Here is a 17,450-nt window from a genome sequence, read left to right as displayed (position 1 = left end):
CAGCATTGCCAAGCCAACATCCTCGTTCGCGTAACGCGACGATCGGTGTCGGTCTAGGACTGCAGCGAAACCCCGACACGCATCCGCTGTTTTGAGCCGATGCCATCGGAACGGTTTTGGACCCCCCTTCAAATTGTTCTCATGACGACAGAATCAACTAGCAACATTGCTTCACGGCAGTCATCGCACTCAAATGCTTCGACCGGTGAAGGCGCTTCGATTGATCCCTGGATCATTTGGGTCACCTTCCGTCGCTGTTGGGTTTGGGCCGTGCCAATCGGATTGGTAATCGGAACCATCGGCGCTGTGATGGTGTTGAAGTCATTCCAGCCGGAGTACACCGCTCGCTATATCGTCGCTGCGAATCAGAACTGGGTGCTTTATAAAGGCATCAATGAGGCGCCCCGCGACTTGGCTGCCAGCGAGAAGACCTGGGTGATCGATCACCCAGGTGTGATCCAGGCCGTGATGGGGGACCAGACCGTTTGCAAGGCTCCCAGCTTGGCAGACCCCACCACCAGAGAAACCAACCTGCGAAAGAACTTGTCGGTGGCCGGGGCCGGTACCAAAGACAAGATGATGATTAAATACACGGACACCGATCGCGATGCGGCGGCAGCAGTGTGTAACGCGGTGGTCGCCGAATACTTGCAAAGACGTGCCGAATTTGATGGCACTCAATCACGTCGTCTGATCTCTGTGATTGAAAAACAAATTGATGAACTCGATGTTGAAATCAGTGCCAAAGAAGCCGAAGTCAGACAGTACGAAGTCGAAGCTCAGGGGTTCTCATCGAACAATCAAGTCTCCGTCATCGAGGATCAATCCCAAACCAGTCGCTTGAGAGAGTTGATCGATCAGAGGTTCGAACTGGAACAACAGATCTCGTTGATTGAACAAGATCTCGAATCGATCGAGGCCGGTGAAAATCCGCTGGCGGTGATCAGTGGTGATTTGCTGGAAGAGATGGATGAACAGGATTTCACTCCGCCTCGATCCATGGTCAAAAAACGATTGGTGACGCGGCCCGTTCTCGATCAGGCGATTGGTCAGCACCGAAAAGTCGTCACGCAAAAAGGTGTTGTTGACCGACATCAAGCAGCGCTCATTGCGATCAAAGCGGATCGACGCTTCGGGCCGGGATACGTCGGCATTCAGGAAACCGAAGATCTGTTGGTGACTGCCCAGTCTGAACTCGATCGATTGATGGACTCCGTGAAAGATGAAGTCCGTCAGGAGCTTGAGCAGCAGTTCGAAGCTCAGTATCAGCAGGACCTGGAAGACGAGGGGAAAGAGCTCGAGCGACTCGAAGATGCCTGGGCAAAGAATCGCGATCTGCAAATCAAGAACGCGTCCAAGTCTTCAGCCGGACAGCGCGAGCTGGTTGTCAAGCGATTGCAATTCGACCTTGGTCGCCGCAAACGGCAACTGGAAATGGTCAACAATGAGTATCAAATCGAAGGTGACAAACGCAGCAAGCGAGTCAATGATTCCTGGGATGTCGACAAGCACGTCAATCACTTGGCAATGCTTCGAGAACGTTATGCGGCCGCTGAACAGCGACTGGATGCCATTAAGACTGAATCGGAAAACATGAGCCGTGTTCAGCCGATTGCTGCCGCCACTCCGCCAACGAAGCCCAACGAGGAAGTGCCGACAAAGAAGCTTGCAATGGTTGCCTTGGCCGGTTTTTGCGTGCCCTTCGGTTTAGGGTTGTTGTGGGAACTGCACACCAAACGTATCACCGATTCGCATCACATCGAAGCCTTGGCCGTGGCTCCAGTGATCGGTGAACTGGCACGTGCACCTCGCGCTTCCGGTGCCCGGCAGTCTCGCGGCAGGCGTGTCTTCGAAGAGAGCGTCGATTCGCTCCGAGCAAACCTGGCGCTTTCCCAAGACACACGAACGGCGCGGACGTTCTGTATCGCGAGTTCAATGTCTGGCGAAGGCAAAAGCACAGCCGCGTCACAGCTTGCGATTTCGCTCGCGAAGTCATCCGGTAAAACGGTGCTGATCATTGACGCCGACCTGCGCTGTCCTGATCAGCACGATATCTTCGGTCTTGCACTTGAGCCCGGCCTCAGTGACGTCGTCGGAGAGAAGTCGACACTGGATGATGCGATCAATCGAGAGCTGGGGGATCTGATCCACATTCTTCCTGCTGGCCGACTGAAGTCCAGCCCGCATCGCATTCTGACCACTGAGGCGGTTCAAGATTTGATCGCTCAGTGCATGGAGGAATACGAGTACGTGATTTTTGACTCGGCTCCCATCTTGGCCGCCGGTGAAACGCTAGCCATCGCGGCAGTGGTTGATTCAACCCTGATGTGCGTCATGCGAGACGTCACGCGGACCGATTCGGTGCTGCGATCAACAAGACGTTTAGAAGCTGCGGGCGCCAATATCGTTGGGACAATCTTTAGTGGAGTGACCCCCAGCAAATACGTTTACCGCTACGGTGATTACAAGTATTCGAACTTGGTTTCCTAAACCATCGTTCCTTTCGCTTGCGGTTGATTTCTGTTCTCTGCCCAAACTTGGGGCGAGAGCAGTGTGTGAAGACAATCGAGGCCATGAGTTTGTTTTTCGGTGCATTCGCGTAGACGCTTGTTCCCAGCCATTCACGATGGCTCAAAAATGCGTTGATGTGTAACCACCCTTTGCACTGCATTTCATTTTCATTGAACTTCCAGATACAAAAAACATGACAGACGATTCTTCTTTCCGGCAAGGCAATCCGGAAAACGCTCAGAGCCAGGCTGCTGCAGACGATGCTGCGTCCAGCGAAGCGACTGATGCGACGCCTCAAGGGTTGACGGACGATGAAAAACGTCAAGCTCTAGGAAGCACGGTTCAGGAAACCCCCGCTCCAGACGACTCGGGGCATCTTTCCGAATTTCACGCAAAGAAGCTCCAGTCTCGTCGCACGGAATGGCATTTTGATACACCGCTGTTTCTAAAGGTCGCCGCAATCGTTGCCGCGGTTTTGCTGTTGCTAGGCGGTTCGTATCTTTGGCAAAGTGTTCGGTCTTCGTCGACCTTTGTGGTCCGGGCTGATGCAGCCGCGGAAGCCGGTGATTCGGTTGAAGAATCAAAGTGGCTGAAACGCTATCTGATGCTGAACCCCAATGATGACCCGTTCATCACGCGTCTTGGTTTCGTCGCTGATCGCGCCGTCGATGAAGTGGCATTTGAAAAACGCGCTGGTGCAATTAGGGACGCGAGAGTCCGGCTCACAAGTGCCAAAGTTGCTGCCACCGGTGATGAAGCCACCGAGGTGCGCTGGCGACTGATGGAACGCTTGTTGCAACATGGCGGCTATTACTGTCGCGAAGTAGAACGCAATCTCTTCGAGCTTAACCCGCCAGAAGACAGCGCAGAGGCGCATCGTCTGTTGGCGTTGTCGCTGTATGGATTGATCCGTGATTCTCTCTTCAAAATCAGACGTCCACACCCTGAAGAACAAGAGGTGAATTACTGGGAACAGCTTTCTCGTCAGCCGGTGGGTGTTGTGCTGCGGACCGCTGTGAAGTTCAATCCTGACGATCTTGCTGTGGTCGAAAGTTACCTGAACCTCGCCAAGTTTGGTCCAGAGTATTTTGTTCCCAAAGGTGAACTCCCCAAGTCGGTGGACTTGGCCAACGATGACGTGTTGCAGAATGCAATTCAGAAAATCAAACAGCAAGGCACTTCAAGTGCAGTCGTGGTCGCTGCCGTGTATCAGCAGAGCATCGGCCAGCCAGAAGAAGCCTATCGATTGATCTTCGAACAAGCGCCGAAGGCGATTCAACAGCTAGACCCTTATCTTTCATCTAAGCCCGCTCTGGATGCTTCCGACGAAGGCCTGCAGGCACTGACGTTCGAGCAACTCGAAGCACTTCAGGATGACTACCGCTTGGTCGTTCAGTTGGGCCGACTGACCACGGTGCAAATTCAAAGTGCCACGCCACCGGATGATCTGCAGATCAGTGATGTTCAGCGCTGGTTAGACACCGTCCAAGAACTGGATCTTCGCCGACTGAGGATCACGAAATTTGAACATCGCATGCCGTTCTTGTACTCGGGTTTACTTGCGGTGCAAACCAATGATCCCGCCAAAGCACTTGAATACTGGCGGCGCGGCCTGAAGGAAACGATCAAGGATGACTTATTGCTCTATGAGCAGGTCGTGACGCAGGTGGTTTACGGTCGACCGGACAACGGGATCAGTCAGGAAGAGGCCAAGAAAACACTGCAAGATTATGACGAAGCGATCGATTCAAGCCATCGCCGGATTCTGGCACTGACGACCGAACGAGTGAGTACGCAACAGCGACAGCAGCAGCTCGATGGTGTTGAAACGGCTCGCTGGGTCGCAAGCGTCGCCCGAGCCAAATTGCTCTCCGACGATGAACCCGGCGTTGCGGATCAGCAAGCGATCATCGATTTGCTTGAACCCCTGCTGACCGCGAATGTCAAACTCGCCGATCGCACGCGTCGCACCGGCTATTTGCTGCTCGCTGCGGCCTATCGTGCATTGGATGAAATGGACCAAGTCGCCTCGGTGATGAACTTTGCCTTAAAGGATTTTCCAGGGGATGAAGCGATCATCGCAGAGTCCGGGGACGCATGGGCGGCCGCTGGCAACCTGTTTCGTGCCTACCAACAATGGAACCGAGCCAAATTTTCTGATCAGTTTGAACTGAGACTGCGCGCCTTGCAGGCCAATATCAATTACCAACGGCGGCTTGAGCCGCAGCTTCGTGATTTGGGGACGCTTCGTAGCACCATTCGTGATCTGCAAGCTGAGATCAAATCCGACCCCACTAAGTATCAAACGCTCGGCTTGCGATTGAAGATCATTGCGGCCCAGATCCCCACCGAAGGGAACGCCATCGAGGAACACCTCGTTTCTAAAGCAATGGTCGAAAACCTTCGTGAACTGTCGGAACAGTATGTTCAAGATTCGGTGGTGCAAGCCTTCGTGGCACAACGCTTCGCCGCTGCCAATGAGCCCGAACTTGCTCAAAAAGCTCTTGAACAATATTCGGATCTTGAAGCCGTCACGGACCTGCAAAAGGAACTGTTGAAAGCACAGATAACGCTTGCCGGTGGCCAGATCGAAGACGCGGTCTCGATCCTCACCAAATACGCCGAGGAAAATCCCGAAGACGGCGGTGTGGCGTTACTAAGAGCCGCCGAAGTTGCCAAGCAAACCAAAGATCGCAAGTTTGCCTATGACACGCTGGAAAAGATTCCAGCCGATATGAGATCTCCTTCGATCGTCTATCAAGCTTATCAACTTGCCTTGGCCAACGAAGACCAGCCAGCGGCCGATCGGAAGCTTGCTGAATTGCATCAGTTGGAGTCACACACCGACGCCAATCCCGGGGTTTACTCGCTGTACGTCGAGACTCGAAACATTATCAATGAATTGCTGTCGCGTCCCGGTGAGATCGAGCGAAACGATCCTGCTTTGGTGAAAGCCAAAGCGAACGTGAATAAACTCCTTGACCTGCGTCCCTATTGGGGGAACGTGATCGCGCTCAAAGGCTGGATTGCCTATGCCAGGCCTCGGTATGATGACGCAATCGAATTGCTGCAACGCGGAATTGCCGCCGGTGACTCGCAAATGCGCACTCGAATGCTGTTGTTGCGTGCGTTGGCCATGACGCGACAAGGAGCCAAAGCCGAAGCGGAACTGAAAAAGTTGAGCTTCATCACGGGCGTCGATTTGGATCCCTACGATAACGTCTCCATTCAGGTCGCCTTTCAAGACGGACGTTTTGACGAAGCTCTGAAAATGGCCGAAGATCTGATCGCCGAAACACCCAATGATGTGACCGCTTACTTGGTTTACGCCAACGCGTTGACGGTGCAGTGGAAACAGTTCAAAGCAGATCAGCAAAAACCTGGCGACGCAGCAGCCAAGGAAAAGATCGATCAGGCGTTGCTTCAGATTCGCTCGGTGCTCGACAAAGCGCTCAAACTAGCCGGTACCTCCGAAAAGCGGGCCGCCGTGGTCGATGTCGAATTGCGCTTGGCCATTGAGGCGGGCGATATCGAACTGGTCGAAGAAATCTCAAGCCGGATTCAGTCCGGCAAACTAAGCGAAGCAGACAAACTGATTCTTAAGGGCAAAGCTCTGTTGGCAAAAGGTGACCGCGATGAAGCGCTCACAACACTGTTGTTGGCCAACCAAAAACGTCCGTCTCCCGAACTCGCCATCACGTTGTCCGAACTGTTGCTTGACCGTGAGGATGCCGACCAACGAGTCGCTGTTTTGAAAGCCGCTGTCAAACGTTTTCCTAGCAACAACCGGTTACGCAACCAATTGGCTCGGGTTTTGATCGAAACCGCGCAATCTGAAATCGATTGGGAACAGATTTCTGAGCTACTCGTCGAGGGCGATATTCCCAACTTGGAAAATCAATTCTCGTACGCCGTCATGCTGGCCTCCCGCGGAAGTTCCTTGCAACGTCGTCAAGCGGTTGACATGCTGCGTGAACTTGGCAACGGGAATGTGAGCTTCAGCGTGCTGGCCAAGCGGACTCAGGCCGCCTTGATGTCCGAATTATCCTTGCGCGATGAATCGTTGGATGATGAAAGCCGGACGGCTTATCAGGGCGAAGCCCAGCAACTGTACATCGAGTTGTGCGGGATGCCCAAACCCAGCAAAGCGGATTACGTTCAGTACTGCAAGTTTCTGATTGCACTCAAGGGCGATGACTCGCTGCGGGAAGTCGATCGACTTGTGACACGTCTGGAACAGCTGCCTAACTCAGCCATCGACGTCTATCAGATCCAACTCGCACGCGCTTACGCATCCGGTGAAGCAAGCCGGTTCGGTGCCATCACAAAAGACTGGACCAAAAGCAGAGGGGCCAATGATCAGATCAAGGACCCCAGTGCAATCTCTGTGATTGCCGGGGCGGCACTGATGCAGAATGGCGAGATCGAAGAAGGGTTGAAGTACTACAAAAAAGCATACGAGTTGTCCTCCGAACGGCTCACCGATTACGTTCTCGCCCTCTCACGCGATAGTCGACATGGTGAGACGGCTGAACTCTGCCTGCGGCACTATCAGAAACACGGCGACGTCGTGTCCGCCACTCTGATGACCGAAGCACTATTGGCTCTGGATGCCGACTTCATGAAACGCGAGCATTCGGAAGTGCTCTCCCAAGCGGTAAAGGACTACCCAGAGAACGTGGTTTTGCTCGAAGCGATCGGCACCCTGTCCATGCAACGCAATGATCATCAACAAGCCATCGGGATCTATCAACAAGTCGTTGAATTGGAACCCCGACGCGTGCGAGCGTTGAACAATCTGGCGATCGCGTTGGCTGAAACGCCCGGCCGCGAACGAGATGGTTTGCAATATGTGGATCAGGCCATCAAGTTAGTTGGCGGCAATCCAGAACTTTTGGATACCCGTGGGACGGTGCTCTTGCGAGCCAAGGACTACGACTTGGCGATCGAAGCGTTTTCCCAAGCGATGGAGTTAAGCAAAGATCCACGCTTTCAATTTCACAAGATTCAAGCGCTGGTCGGCAAAGGTGATCACAACGCTGCGGCAAAGTTATGGAAATCGCTTGACCGCGAAAACTTGAATCCGCGCGGTTTGACCGCCAATGAACGAGAATCGCTCGAGGAATTAGCGAAACGATATGATGGCTCAGCTGCGGTTCTGCAGTAGAGCAATGCGAACCGCCGTTGAGTCCCTTAGAGGCCATTAACGGGGGCTTGTTTCACATCGAAATGGGCTGCGAAAAGAAACTTTAGAAGATGGTTAAAAAACACCTTTCTAGGGTGATTTTCACTCGCAAATCAACGCAGGTTGATGAAGATGTTACCTACCCCTGGAAGACCAGTACCCAAGCCTACCTTGCAGATGAGCACAGAGCAAAAAACTAAACCAGTTTCTAGCGAGAAAGTTCGTTCGGACAGTGCCGCCAGTGTGCGTGGTAAGTCTCGAATCGTGGCGGTTTCGTTGCTGTTAGTGATCACTTTAGTATCGGGTTCGGTACACGCTTACTTGGATGGACGCTTCGTCGATCAAGAGCTTGCCGGTCGCCGTGCAGAAGCCATCACCGCTTTGCCAACAAGCTTTGGCGATTGGACGATGATCAGCGAAGAGCAGCTTGACGGGGCGGCTTCTGAATTGCTTCGTCCACACGGTTCGATTGTGCGGAACTATCGCAATTCAGAGTCAGGGGCAACAGTGAAATTCGCGATGATCCTTGGCCCACGTGGTCCGGTCGCCGTTCATACACCTGAGATTTGTTACCGCTCAACCGGTAATGCACCCAGTGGCGCACGACGCGCGACAGAGATTAAAACGGAACAGCACACGCATCAGGCGTGGACGCTGGAATTTAAAGATAAGCAATCGGGGGAAGCCTCGCTTCACGTGCTTTACGCATGGAGTGATGGAGGCGCTTTTGCAGCTGCCGAGCAACCGAGATTTTGGATGGTCGAAAACCTCTACAAAATCCAGCTCGCCAGCCCCAGTCTTGGAGACGGCACCAACCATGGTTTGCAGTTTCTAACCGATTTTATGCCTCTCCTCGAGAAATGCATTCTTTAAGGGCATCAATCTTGATTGAGTCAATAATGGATGATCAACACAGCGAAAAGGATCGTACTTCAGTGAGCACACTCACCATTCCACAGCAGAACACTCAACAGACCAGTGAGTTGTTCCCCAACGACAAATTGAAGGCTGATGCGAAGTCTCAGGCGTTATCTCGTGCCCGTTACTTCCGCCACAAGAACCTTGCCGAACGCATCATCGGTGCCGTTCTGTTTGTAATGACAGCGCCCGTGATGATTGTCGTGGCGGTCTTGGTCAAACTGACTTCTCACGGTCCAGCGATCTACCGCCAGGAGCGACTGGGAAAGCACGGTGAAGTGTTCGAGGTTTTGAAGTTTCGCTCCATGTACAGCGATGCCGAAAAGGATGGCAAGCCCGTCTGGTCCTCCAAACGCGATAGTCGCATCACTCCGCTCGGTCGATTCTTGCGTGCGTCCCACCTCGATGAGCTTCCCCAGCTTTGGAACGTCGTGATGGGAGACATGGTCTTGACCGGTCCTCGCCCAGAACGTCCCAAGATCTGCGACGTCTTAGCCGGTCAGATCGATGGTTACTATCGCCGCAATGCCGTGAAACCAGGCATCACCGGCTTGGCACAAATCAACCTGCCACCAGATGAAACCTTGGCTGACGTCAAGCGAAAGCAGTTTCTCGATTTGCATTACATCGAGCACGCCGGTTGGTTATTGGATTTTCGAATGATCATGGCGACCGTCCTTCGCATCTTTTTCATCAAGGGTGAAAAAGCCATGGGGATGATGGGGCTTTGCCGCCGATCGTTGGTTCGGGCAAGTGTTGTCACCACAGAAGACGACAACCGGCATCCCTTTGATGATCCGCGCGTCAAACGTATCGATGGTGAATCCACTGGCGATCAGGTCGTTCATGTTTGCGATCAACAGCACGCCACCAGTGAACTGGCTTCCCATCTAGAGAACGCCGGTCGTCCGCCCGCTTCTCCCAGATAAGGTTTTCAAAGCATTTGGCTGGAATGCAAGCGAGATCCATTGGCCAGGAAGACTCTCTTCAGCAGCTCCCTGACCCGCCATAAAGCCATCACACCAGCGCCGCACCGTAGGGTGCGTGCTTGCACCCACCAGTTCCGCACCAACGCCGCACCCCACAAAAGCACCAGCGCACGTGCCAATCCATACAAAGCGTCGTTCAAACGTTATGACACATGGTTTCTTTGTGTGGAAATCACCCGGCAGGGTTAATTTTGAAATCTGCATCTATAATCCCCTCCGCCAGGCGGTCAGATTGACAACTTGCTGACGAGATGCCCCATCGGCATGAGACGGCGCGACGACACGTTCCAGGCAAGCGATTGCTTCTGCTGAACAAGTTCGACGGGTTTTCGATTGCTGACTGAGATTGTTGCAACGAGACAGAGCGTCCAAGGAGGAGCGCCAAGACGATCGCAGGATGCGTTCATCCGACTTGTTCGTTGATTGTAGCGAATTCAACGACGCGACATTGAAAACTGTTCCAAAGTGCCTGCCCCAGCGTCCAAAATAATCCACGCGATGACCATCGACGTCGAAGACTATTTCCAAGTCTCCGCGATGGAGGATTGCGTGCAGCGCGATCAGTGGGACAGCATGGAAAGTCGGGTGCAACAAAGCACTGATCGGATGCTGGCGTTACTGGAACGCTGTGACGTGCAAGGGACGTTTTACATTTTGGGTTGGGTTGCTGAGCGGTTTCCGCAGCTTGTCCAGCGGATTGCAAATGCGGGCCACGAAATCGCTTCGCATGGGTACTGGCATCGGTTGGTTTACACGCAGACGCCGGAACAGTTTGCTAAGGATCTGCAAGACAGTTGCAGCGCGATTGAATCGGCTTGCGGAGTGCGTCCGACTGCTTACCGGGCACCCAGTTTCTCGATCACTGAAAAGTCACTGTGGGCGTTGGATGTCTTGGTCGAACAAGGCTTTACTGACGACAGCAGTGTCTTTCCGATCACAGGGCATGATCGCTACGGAATCCCGAATGCGAAGAAAGAGATTCACAACTTAGAAACCAAATCAGGCTGCTTGCAAGAGTTTCCGCCGTCGGTTGGCAAAGCGATGGGATGTCCCGTACCAGTAGGCGGTGGCTACTTCCGACTGTTGCCGTCGAATGTAACGTGCAAGGCGATCCAAGCGATTGAGCGTCGCCAGCATCCAGCCATGTTTTATATCCATCCTTGGGAAGTTGATCCGGGTCAGCCCAAAGTGAATGGCTTGTCGCGCAAAGCAGCATTCCGGCATTACGTCGGCCTAAAGAACACTGAAGACAAATTGCAGCGACTGATGCAGCGAGTGAAGTTTGGAACGATGAGTCAAGCCATTGCTTGTCACCGTCAGTCTGAAGCAGAAAACAGCGAACAGGAAATGAATCAGACCGCCTAGGTCACCGGTTCAATTTCCGTCGCAATCAAACAAACCCCAAGGTTGGCAAAAACAAAACTGTCACCCAAAGGGACGAAGTCCGCGCCACCAGAACCACTCACCCACAAACATCACCCTCCTGCTCGCAGGAGTGCCCCGTGTCCACCCCGCACTAGCAACTCTCCCCAGGGAGAGTTCAGTCAACACACCCAACATAAAACCCTCCCGCTTGCGGGAAGTTCGAGCCTAAGCGAGGGGAGGGTTCCCGTTCCCTCTCCGCCCTCGCAACTCGCCCCTCGCAACTCGCAACTTTTCCCTCATTCCCCTTGCCCCCACTTCTTCTCCTCACCCACCGATACCCCTATCCGCCGAACCGTGGCGATAGAATTCGCTCCTACAACCTGCTGCGCGTCCTGGCGCAGCATTATTCGGTGACGCTTGCTTGTCCGCATGACGAACCCGTCACCGACCAGCAGTTAAACCACGTCAAGCAATTGACTGATCGGGTCATTACCTTTCCGCAGACGAAAGCGAAGTGGTTAAACGCTGGAACGCGGTTTGTTTCTGGGCGAAGCATCACCGAAGGGGTGTTCTTCAATCGGAAGGTTGCCAATCAAATCATCCAGCAGCACCAGTCGAGGCCGTTTGAGGCTGCCGTCGTGTTTTGCTCCAGCATGTATCCCTACGTCGAGAATAAACCGTTCGATAACTTGACCAAGGTTGTCGACTTGGTGGACGTCGATAGTAAGAAATGGCAGCAGTTGTCGGACGAAGCTTCGGGTGCAAAGCGAGCGATCTATCGTCGTGAATACAAAACAGTACGCAAGTTAGAGCAGCAGATCGCGGATCAAGCAGACGCTGTGGTTTTGGTCAGTGAAGACGAAGCGAAAGTGTTTCGGCAGGAAGTGCCTGGTCGAGCACCGGTTTACGGGATCAGCAACGGAGTGGACACGGAGTTCTTTCAGCCCCCGAAAGCGGCGAGGTCAGATCGAACGGCAGCGTGCAAGTTGGTGTTCACCGGTGTGATGGATTACACGCCCAATGTGGAAGGCATGCTGTGGTTTTGCAAAGAGATCTTTCCTGGCGTCCATGCCCAAACCAATGCGACCTTAACGATTGTTGGCCGACGACCCGTTGCAGCGATTGAGCAGTTGAGTGAACAGCCGGGAGTCGAAGTGACGGGCGAAGTCCCAGACGTGCGGCCGTTTTTAGAGGAAGCGGACATTGGAGTGTCCCCGTTAAAACTGGCCAGGGGAATTCAAAACAAAGTCCTGGAAGCCATGGCCAGCGGATTGCCAGTGATCACCACTCAAGAAGCCGCCGAAGGCATCGATGGCAAGCACGGCAGCGAGTTTTTGATCGCCGACACAGTGTCTCAATGGCAAGAGAGTTTACAAGCCTTGTCAGCAGACCCGAAACAGCGTTCCCAGATCGGTCAAACCGCACGCAACAAAGTCCAAGCCCACTACGGCTGGCACGCCAAGCTAAGCCCCATCCTAGACCTCCTCTAGCATCCCCGCTTTCAACCCACCCCGCCACCATCGAGCCTCGTCCAGGGGAACGTTCCCATTTCCACTCCCCTAGCAACTCACCCTCGCAACTCGCAACTAGCCCCTCGCAACTCCCAATGCCCTCACCCATCAAAGTCGGATTCGTCATGCACGTGATGCAAGTCGCGGGCGCCGAGGTCTTGGTGCGACAGATCATTGAGCAACTTGGCGACAAGATTTCGCCAACGATTCTGTGCTTGGATGCGGTGGGAACGATCGGTGAGCAATTGATGCAATCCGGTGTGCCGCTCACGGTTTTAGATCGCAAGCCGGGGATGGACTGGGGCGTTGCCAAGCGGATGTCGGATGTCGTCAAGGCGCAGCAGATTCAGGTCTTGCACGCCCACCAGTACACTCCGTTCTTTTACGCCGCCTTGGGGCGATTGCGGCACCGCATGCCGGCCAAGATTCTGTTCACCGAGCACGGTCGACACTATCCGGATATCGTTTCATGGAAGCGTCGTTGGGCCAACAAAGTTTTGTTGCAGCGTTATGCAGACAAAGTGACCGCGTGCTGTGATTTTAGCACCCAAGCCTTGCACAAGATCGAAGGGTTTCCAAAGGCGTTTACGCTGGCCAATGGAGTCGACATGGCCGAACTGCCCGCGCGTGGTGATGAACAGCAGACGCGGGAACTGCGCAGCCGTCTTGGGCTGGATTTGGATCGCCCCTACGCAGCCTGCATCGCGCGGTTTCATGCAGTCAAAGATCATGCCACGTTGATTCGCGGTTGGCAGCGAGTTCATCAGCAGTTGCCCGAGGCACGTTTGTTGCTGGTCGGTGGCGGGGAAGAAGAGAGCCAGTTGCGAGAGCAAGTCACTGGCATTGAAAAGAGCCAGGCGGGATTTCAGGATTCGGTTCAGTTCCTGGGTATCCGCCACGACGTCCCGGACATTCTGCGAGCCATTGACGTCTTCACCCTGACCAGTGTCAGTGAAGCCGCTTCGCTGACCTTGCTAGAGGCCATGGCCAGCCAGTGCGCCAGCGTCGTCACGGCGGTGGGCGGCAACGGAGAGCACCTGCGACAAGGAACCGACGGATACTTGGTTCCCCGAGCGGACGACCAAGCCCTCGCCAGCAAGCTCGTCGAGCTCTTAACCAACAAGCAAAAAGCAAAAAGCACAAAAAATGGGCCACAGCGCCCGAGAGCAAGTCCAAACCCAGTTCAACCTCAACACCGCCGTCGACCACTACTATCAGCTCTACGAAAGTTTAGTAGCGAGTACCCCACATTAAACCCTCCCGCTCGCACGAGGCGCGAGCCTGTGCCAGGGAAAGGTTCCCGTTTCCTGTCCGCAACTAGCCCCTAGCAACTAGCCCCTAGCAACTAGAAACTTTTTCCTACCAACTCCTCCATGCCTAAATCGCTTTTCCGTCTATTAGCGATCCTTTGCATCAGCCCTTTGTTGGTCAGCTATTTTGTTTTGGGAGTGGTGGCAAACCGGGATGGCTTGCTGGAGTCCCATTCGCAGTTGCTTTCGATGCTGCCTGGCAAACTGGGCAGTTACCTTCGCGTGGCGTTTTATCGATTCACCATCGCGCACTGCGACCCCACTGCGACGATCAGCTTTGGCACACTGTTTTCCAAGACGAACGCTCAGTTACACCGTCACTGCTACATCGGTCCACGCTGCATGCTTGGAGACGTCATCATCAGCGAAGACGTTTTGTTGGGACCGGCGGTTCAGGTTCCTAGCGGGCCGCACACACATGGTATCGACGACTTAGACACGCCCATCCGTTTGCAACCGGGCAGACGTCAAACGATCACGATCAACCGAGACACCTGGGTGGGAGCCGGATCAATCATCCTGGCAGACGTCGCCGAGCAAAACGTCATCGCCGCCGGCAGCATCGTCACCAAGCCCACCGAACCAAGAACCATCAACGCCGGCATCCCCGCCAAAAAAATCAAAGACCGCTAGCCCCTAGCAACCAGCCCCCTCGAAACTAGCCCCCTCGCCCCTAGCAACTCGCCCCCTAGCTCCTAGCAACTCGCCCCCTAGCTCCTAGCAACTCGCCCCTCGAAACTAGCAACTCGAAACTAGCCCCTCGAAAACTCGCCCCTAAAACCCATGTCAACCATCGACGCCCAAACAGACTCTGACGCCACCGACGTTGCGTCTCGGTCGAACTACGAGTTAATCATTGAGCCGCGCAAGGGGCTCCAATTGTTCGATTGGAAAGAGCTCGTGGCCTACCGTGATCTGTTCCGTTTCCTGATCTGGAGGCAGATCAAGGTGCGTTATGCGCAGAGTGCGATTGGGATTGGCTGGGCCATCATCCAGCCCTTGTTCTCGATGTTGGTGTTCACGATCATTTTCGGCAATTTGGCCAAAGTGGATTCCGATGGGGCTCCCTATGCGTTGTTCAGCTTGGCGGCCTTGTTGCCGTGGACGTATTTCAGCAACGCGATCACCGACGGCGTGCAGAGTTTGGTCAGTGAAGCGAACATGTTGCGGAAGATTTACTTTCCCAGGCTGATGCTTCCGTTGTCTGCGGTGGCGGCCAAGTTGGTGGACTTTGGCATTGCGGCGGTGATGATGGTTGTGATGATGATTGTGTTTCAGTATCCACCGTCGATTCAAATCGTTGCCTTGCCGTTGGCGATCATCGTGATGTTGATCACGGCCAGTGGAGTCAGCGTGTGGCTGACCGCGTTGGCGGTTCAGTACCGAGACATCAAGCACGGGATGAACTTTCTGGTGCAGTTACTGATGTACGCCAGTCCGGTCGTGTACGCTGCTTCGATCATTCCAGAGAAGTATCGCCTGCTTTACGCGATCAACCCGATGGTGGGCGTGATCGAATCCTTCCGCGCCGCCATTTTGGGCACCACCTCCATCCCTTGGGACCTCCTAGGCGTCGGCTTCCTCTCCGGCACCATTCTCCTGATCACCGGCCTCGCCTTCTTCCGCAGCAAAGAAAAGATCTTCGCAGACGTAGCTTAGGAGTTGCTAGTTCTCGAGTTGCTAGTGGCTAGTTTTCGAGTGGCGAGTGATTCGATGTGGCGAGTGGACACGTTGAGGGAAGATGAAGCACGAAACGCTTGATGTTTGGAAACGCGCTTGTCAGTTGAGTGTGGCGTTGTACTTGCATACTCAATCGGTCAGGGATTTTGGATTTCGTGATCAGCTCACGCGGAGCGGCCTATCGGTTCCCTCAAATATCGCCGAAGGGTATGAGCGTGATAGCGACAAAGAGATTGCTCGGTTTTTGACGATCGCGAAAGGCTCTGCAGCGGAACTGCGAACACAATTATTCATTGGGGTTAAGGCAAAGATATTGCCAGAAGAAATCGGATTGGAGTGGGCGGAGGAAGCCGAGCAGTTAGCAAGAATGTTGGCAGCACTGATCCGGCGGCATCGTTCACGAAATTAGGCCGGTTTTTACCCCTAGCAACTAGACACTAGCAACTAAATCCCTATGTCCCCCATCATCTCTGTCGAAAACCTTTCCAAGGCCTATCGGATCGGCGCAAAAGAAGAGGTCCCAGACACCCTTGTTGGTGCAGCGAAGGGCATTCTGAAAGCGCCGTTTAAGAATCTCTCGCGGTTACGTGGATTGGATACCTCTGCATCGAGCGATGAGGGTTCTGGTTCTGAATCCGACATTCTTTGGGCATTAAAAGACGTCTCGTTTGAAGTCAACGAGGGAGATGTGGTTGGGATCATCGGCCGCAACGGAGCTGGCAAGAGCACGCTGTTAAAGGTACTCAGCCGGATCACCGAACCGACCAGCGGGCGCGCCGTGATCCGTGGTCGAGTGAGCAGTCTGTTGGAGGTCGGCACAGGTTTTCACCCCGAGTTAACGGGCCGAGAGAACGTCTACATGAACGGCACCATTCTGGGCATGACCAAGAAGGAGATCGATCGCAAGTTCGACGAGATCGTCGACTTCAGTGAGATTGAAAAGTTTCTTGACACTCCTGCAAAACGCTACTCCAGTGGAATGCAGGTTAGACTCGCTTTCGCGGTGGCCGCACATCTGGACCCAGAGATTCTTATCGTTGATGAAGTGCTTGCTGTCGGCGATTTGGAGTTTCAAAAAAAATGTCTGGGCAAAATGAAACGCGTTTCTAGATCAGGACGAACCGTTCTTTTTGTAAGCCACAACATTCCAATGATCGAACAACTATGCACTCGCGGGATTGCGTTGAAAAATGGGGGCATAAGTGCAGTCGGCACTGTCCCTGAGGCGTTGGCAGATTATTGCGTGTCTTCCGTTTCAAGCCGCTACAGCACTGAAAGTTTTAACGAAACCTCTGATCAAATTCGGGGAATTGATCTTCGTGACGCATTGGGGAACTCCGTATCCAGTATCCAATGTGGAGACAGTCTAAAGATCATCGTTGACTATCGACTCAATTCTATCGTTGAGAAGCACCAATGTTGTATTGAAGTCAATGACAGCCTCGATAGGAAGCTGTTCACGATAGGGTCGTTCCTTTCAGGCGAGGTTAATCGGGGTGAGAGTTGTTCCAAGGTCGTTGGGACGCTTCCGTCGGTAGATCTCGCACCCGGTACTTATACGATGAAAGTGCGGATTGGTACGTTAGCAAGGAATGTAGGTGAGTGTACGGTAGCAGACCATATTTCATTTGAGGTCAAGACTGCTGACTACTACGGTGGACTGAGAGCACCTGATAGCTTTCGTGGCCCAATGTTGGCGCGCTCTTCCTGGGTGTTCTCGGAATAAGACACAAACACCGCAGTATAAAATCACCGGCTCACGGTGAATCCAATTGTTCTCTTTCAGTTTGCGACATGCGGTTGTCCGCCTCATAAATCGACGGGACTAGAATCGCCTTTTGAAAAGTCGCGTCAGCCGTTTACAGATGATCAGAACGAAATCTTGTGACAGGGTAACTTCCGCCGATGTGTATCACGCTCTGTGACATTGGGTCACCCCGGAATGTGTCACGTGACGAGATGATGATGCCTTCGGTATAGG

The 17,450-nt window shown here is 53.7% G+C and carries 11 protein-coding genes; all 11 read left to right on the top strand.

From position 1 onward, the window contains the following. Positions 1-141: 141 nt before the first annotated feature. The 11 genes from SV7mr_RS16105 (at position 142) to SV7mr_RS16055 (ending at position 17,195) form a co-directional block, all read left to right on the top strand. Positions 142-2,490 carry a polysaccharide biosynthesis tyrosine autokinase gene (locus SV7mr_RS16105; protein WP_419187469.1) on the top strand — a complete coding sequence of 783 codons (2,349 nt, stop codon included), beginning with the start codon at positions 142-144 and terminating at the stop codon, positions 2,488-2,490. Between the two features lie 214 nt (positions 2,491-2,704). Next, positions 2,705-7,678, top strand: a complete 4,974-nt coding sequence (locus SV7mr_RS16100) for a tetratricopeptide repeat protein (protein ID WP_145274325.1) — start codon at positions 2,705-2,707, stop codon at positions 7,676-7,678. Positions 7,679-7,873: 195 nt separating this feature from the next. Next, positions 7,874-8,569 (top strand): exosortase-associated EpsI family protein, encoded by a 696-nt coding sequence (locus SV7mr_RS16095; protein ID WP_419187468.1) that lies wholly within the window; start codon positions 7,874-7,876, stop codon positions 8,567-8,569. Between the two features lie 26 nt (positions 8,570-8,595). After that, positions 8,596-9,543, top strand: coding sequence for a sugar transferase (locus SV7mr_RS16090; protein WP_419187467.1), 948 nt, complete (start codon positions 8,596-8,598; stop codon positions 9,541-9,543). A 558-nt stretch (positions 9,544-10,101) separates the two neighbouring features. Beyond that, positions 10,102-10,968, top strand: a complete 867-nt coding sequence (locus SV7mr_RS16085) for an XrtA system polysaccharide deacetylase (RefSeq protein ID WP_145274316.1) — start codon at positions 10,102-10,104, stop codon at positions 10,966-10,968. A gap of 305 nt (positions 10,969-11,273) precedes the next feature. Next, a complete protein-coding gene (locus SV7mr_RS16080; RefSeq protein WP_145274313.1) occupies positions 11,274-12,458 on the top strand; it encodes a TIGR03087 family PEP-CTERM/XrtA system glycosyltransferase in 1,185 nt (394 codons plus the stop codon). A gap of 116 nt (positions 12,459-12,574) precedes the next feature. Beyond that, the gene (locus SV7mr_RS16075; protein WP_145274310.1) at positions 12,575-13,807 is read left to right on the top strand and encodes a glycosyltransferase; all 1,233 of its coding nucleotides are present in this window, start codon (positions 12,575-12,577) and stop codon (positions 13,805-13,807) included. A gap of 45 nt (positions 13,808-13,852) precedes the next feature. Next, positions 13,853-14,422, top strand: coding sequence for an acyltransferase (locus tag SV7mr_RS16070; protein WP_145274307.1), 570 nt, complete (start codon positions 13,853-13,855; stop codon positions 14,420-14,422). A gap of 150 nt (positions 14,423-14,572) precedes the next feature. Beyond that, entirely contained in the window at positions 14,573-15,448 is an 876-nt protein-coding gene (locus SV7mr_RS16065) for an ABC transporter permease (RefSeq protein ID WP_145274304.1), read from the top strand. A gap of 82 nt (positions 15,449-15,530) precedes the next feature. Further along, positions 15,531-15,878 (top strand): four helix bundle protein, encoded by a 348-nt coding sequence (locus tag SV7mr_RS16060; protein ID WP_145274301.1) that lies wholly within the window; start codon positions 15,531-15,533, stop codon positions 15,876-15,878. Positions 15,879-15,923: 45 nt separating this feature from the next. Beyond that, positions 15,924-17,195 carry an ABC transporter ATP-binding protein gene (locus SV7mr_RS16055; RefSeq protein ID WP_145274297.1) on the top strand — a complete coding sequence of 424 codons (1,272 nt, stop codon included), beginning with the start codon at positions 15,924-15,926 and terminating at the stop codon, positions 17,193-17,195. Positions 17,196-17,450: the final 255 nt, after the last annotated feature.

This window comes from Stieleria bergensis (assembly GCA_007745635.1).
Taxonomy (GTDB): Bacteria; Planctomycetota; Planctomycetia; order Pirellulales; family Pirellulaceae; genus Stieleria; species Stieleria bergensis.
The sequence above is the reverse complement of the archived record's forward strand: the minus strand, read 5'-3'. Positions and strand labels throughout refer to the sequence as shown.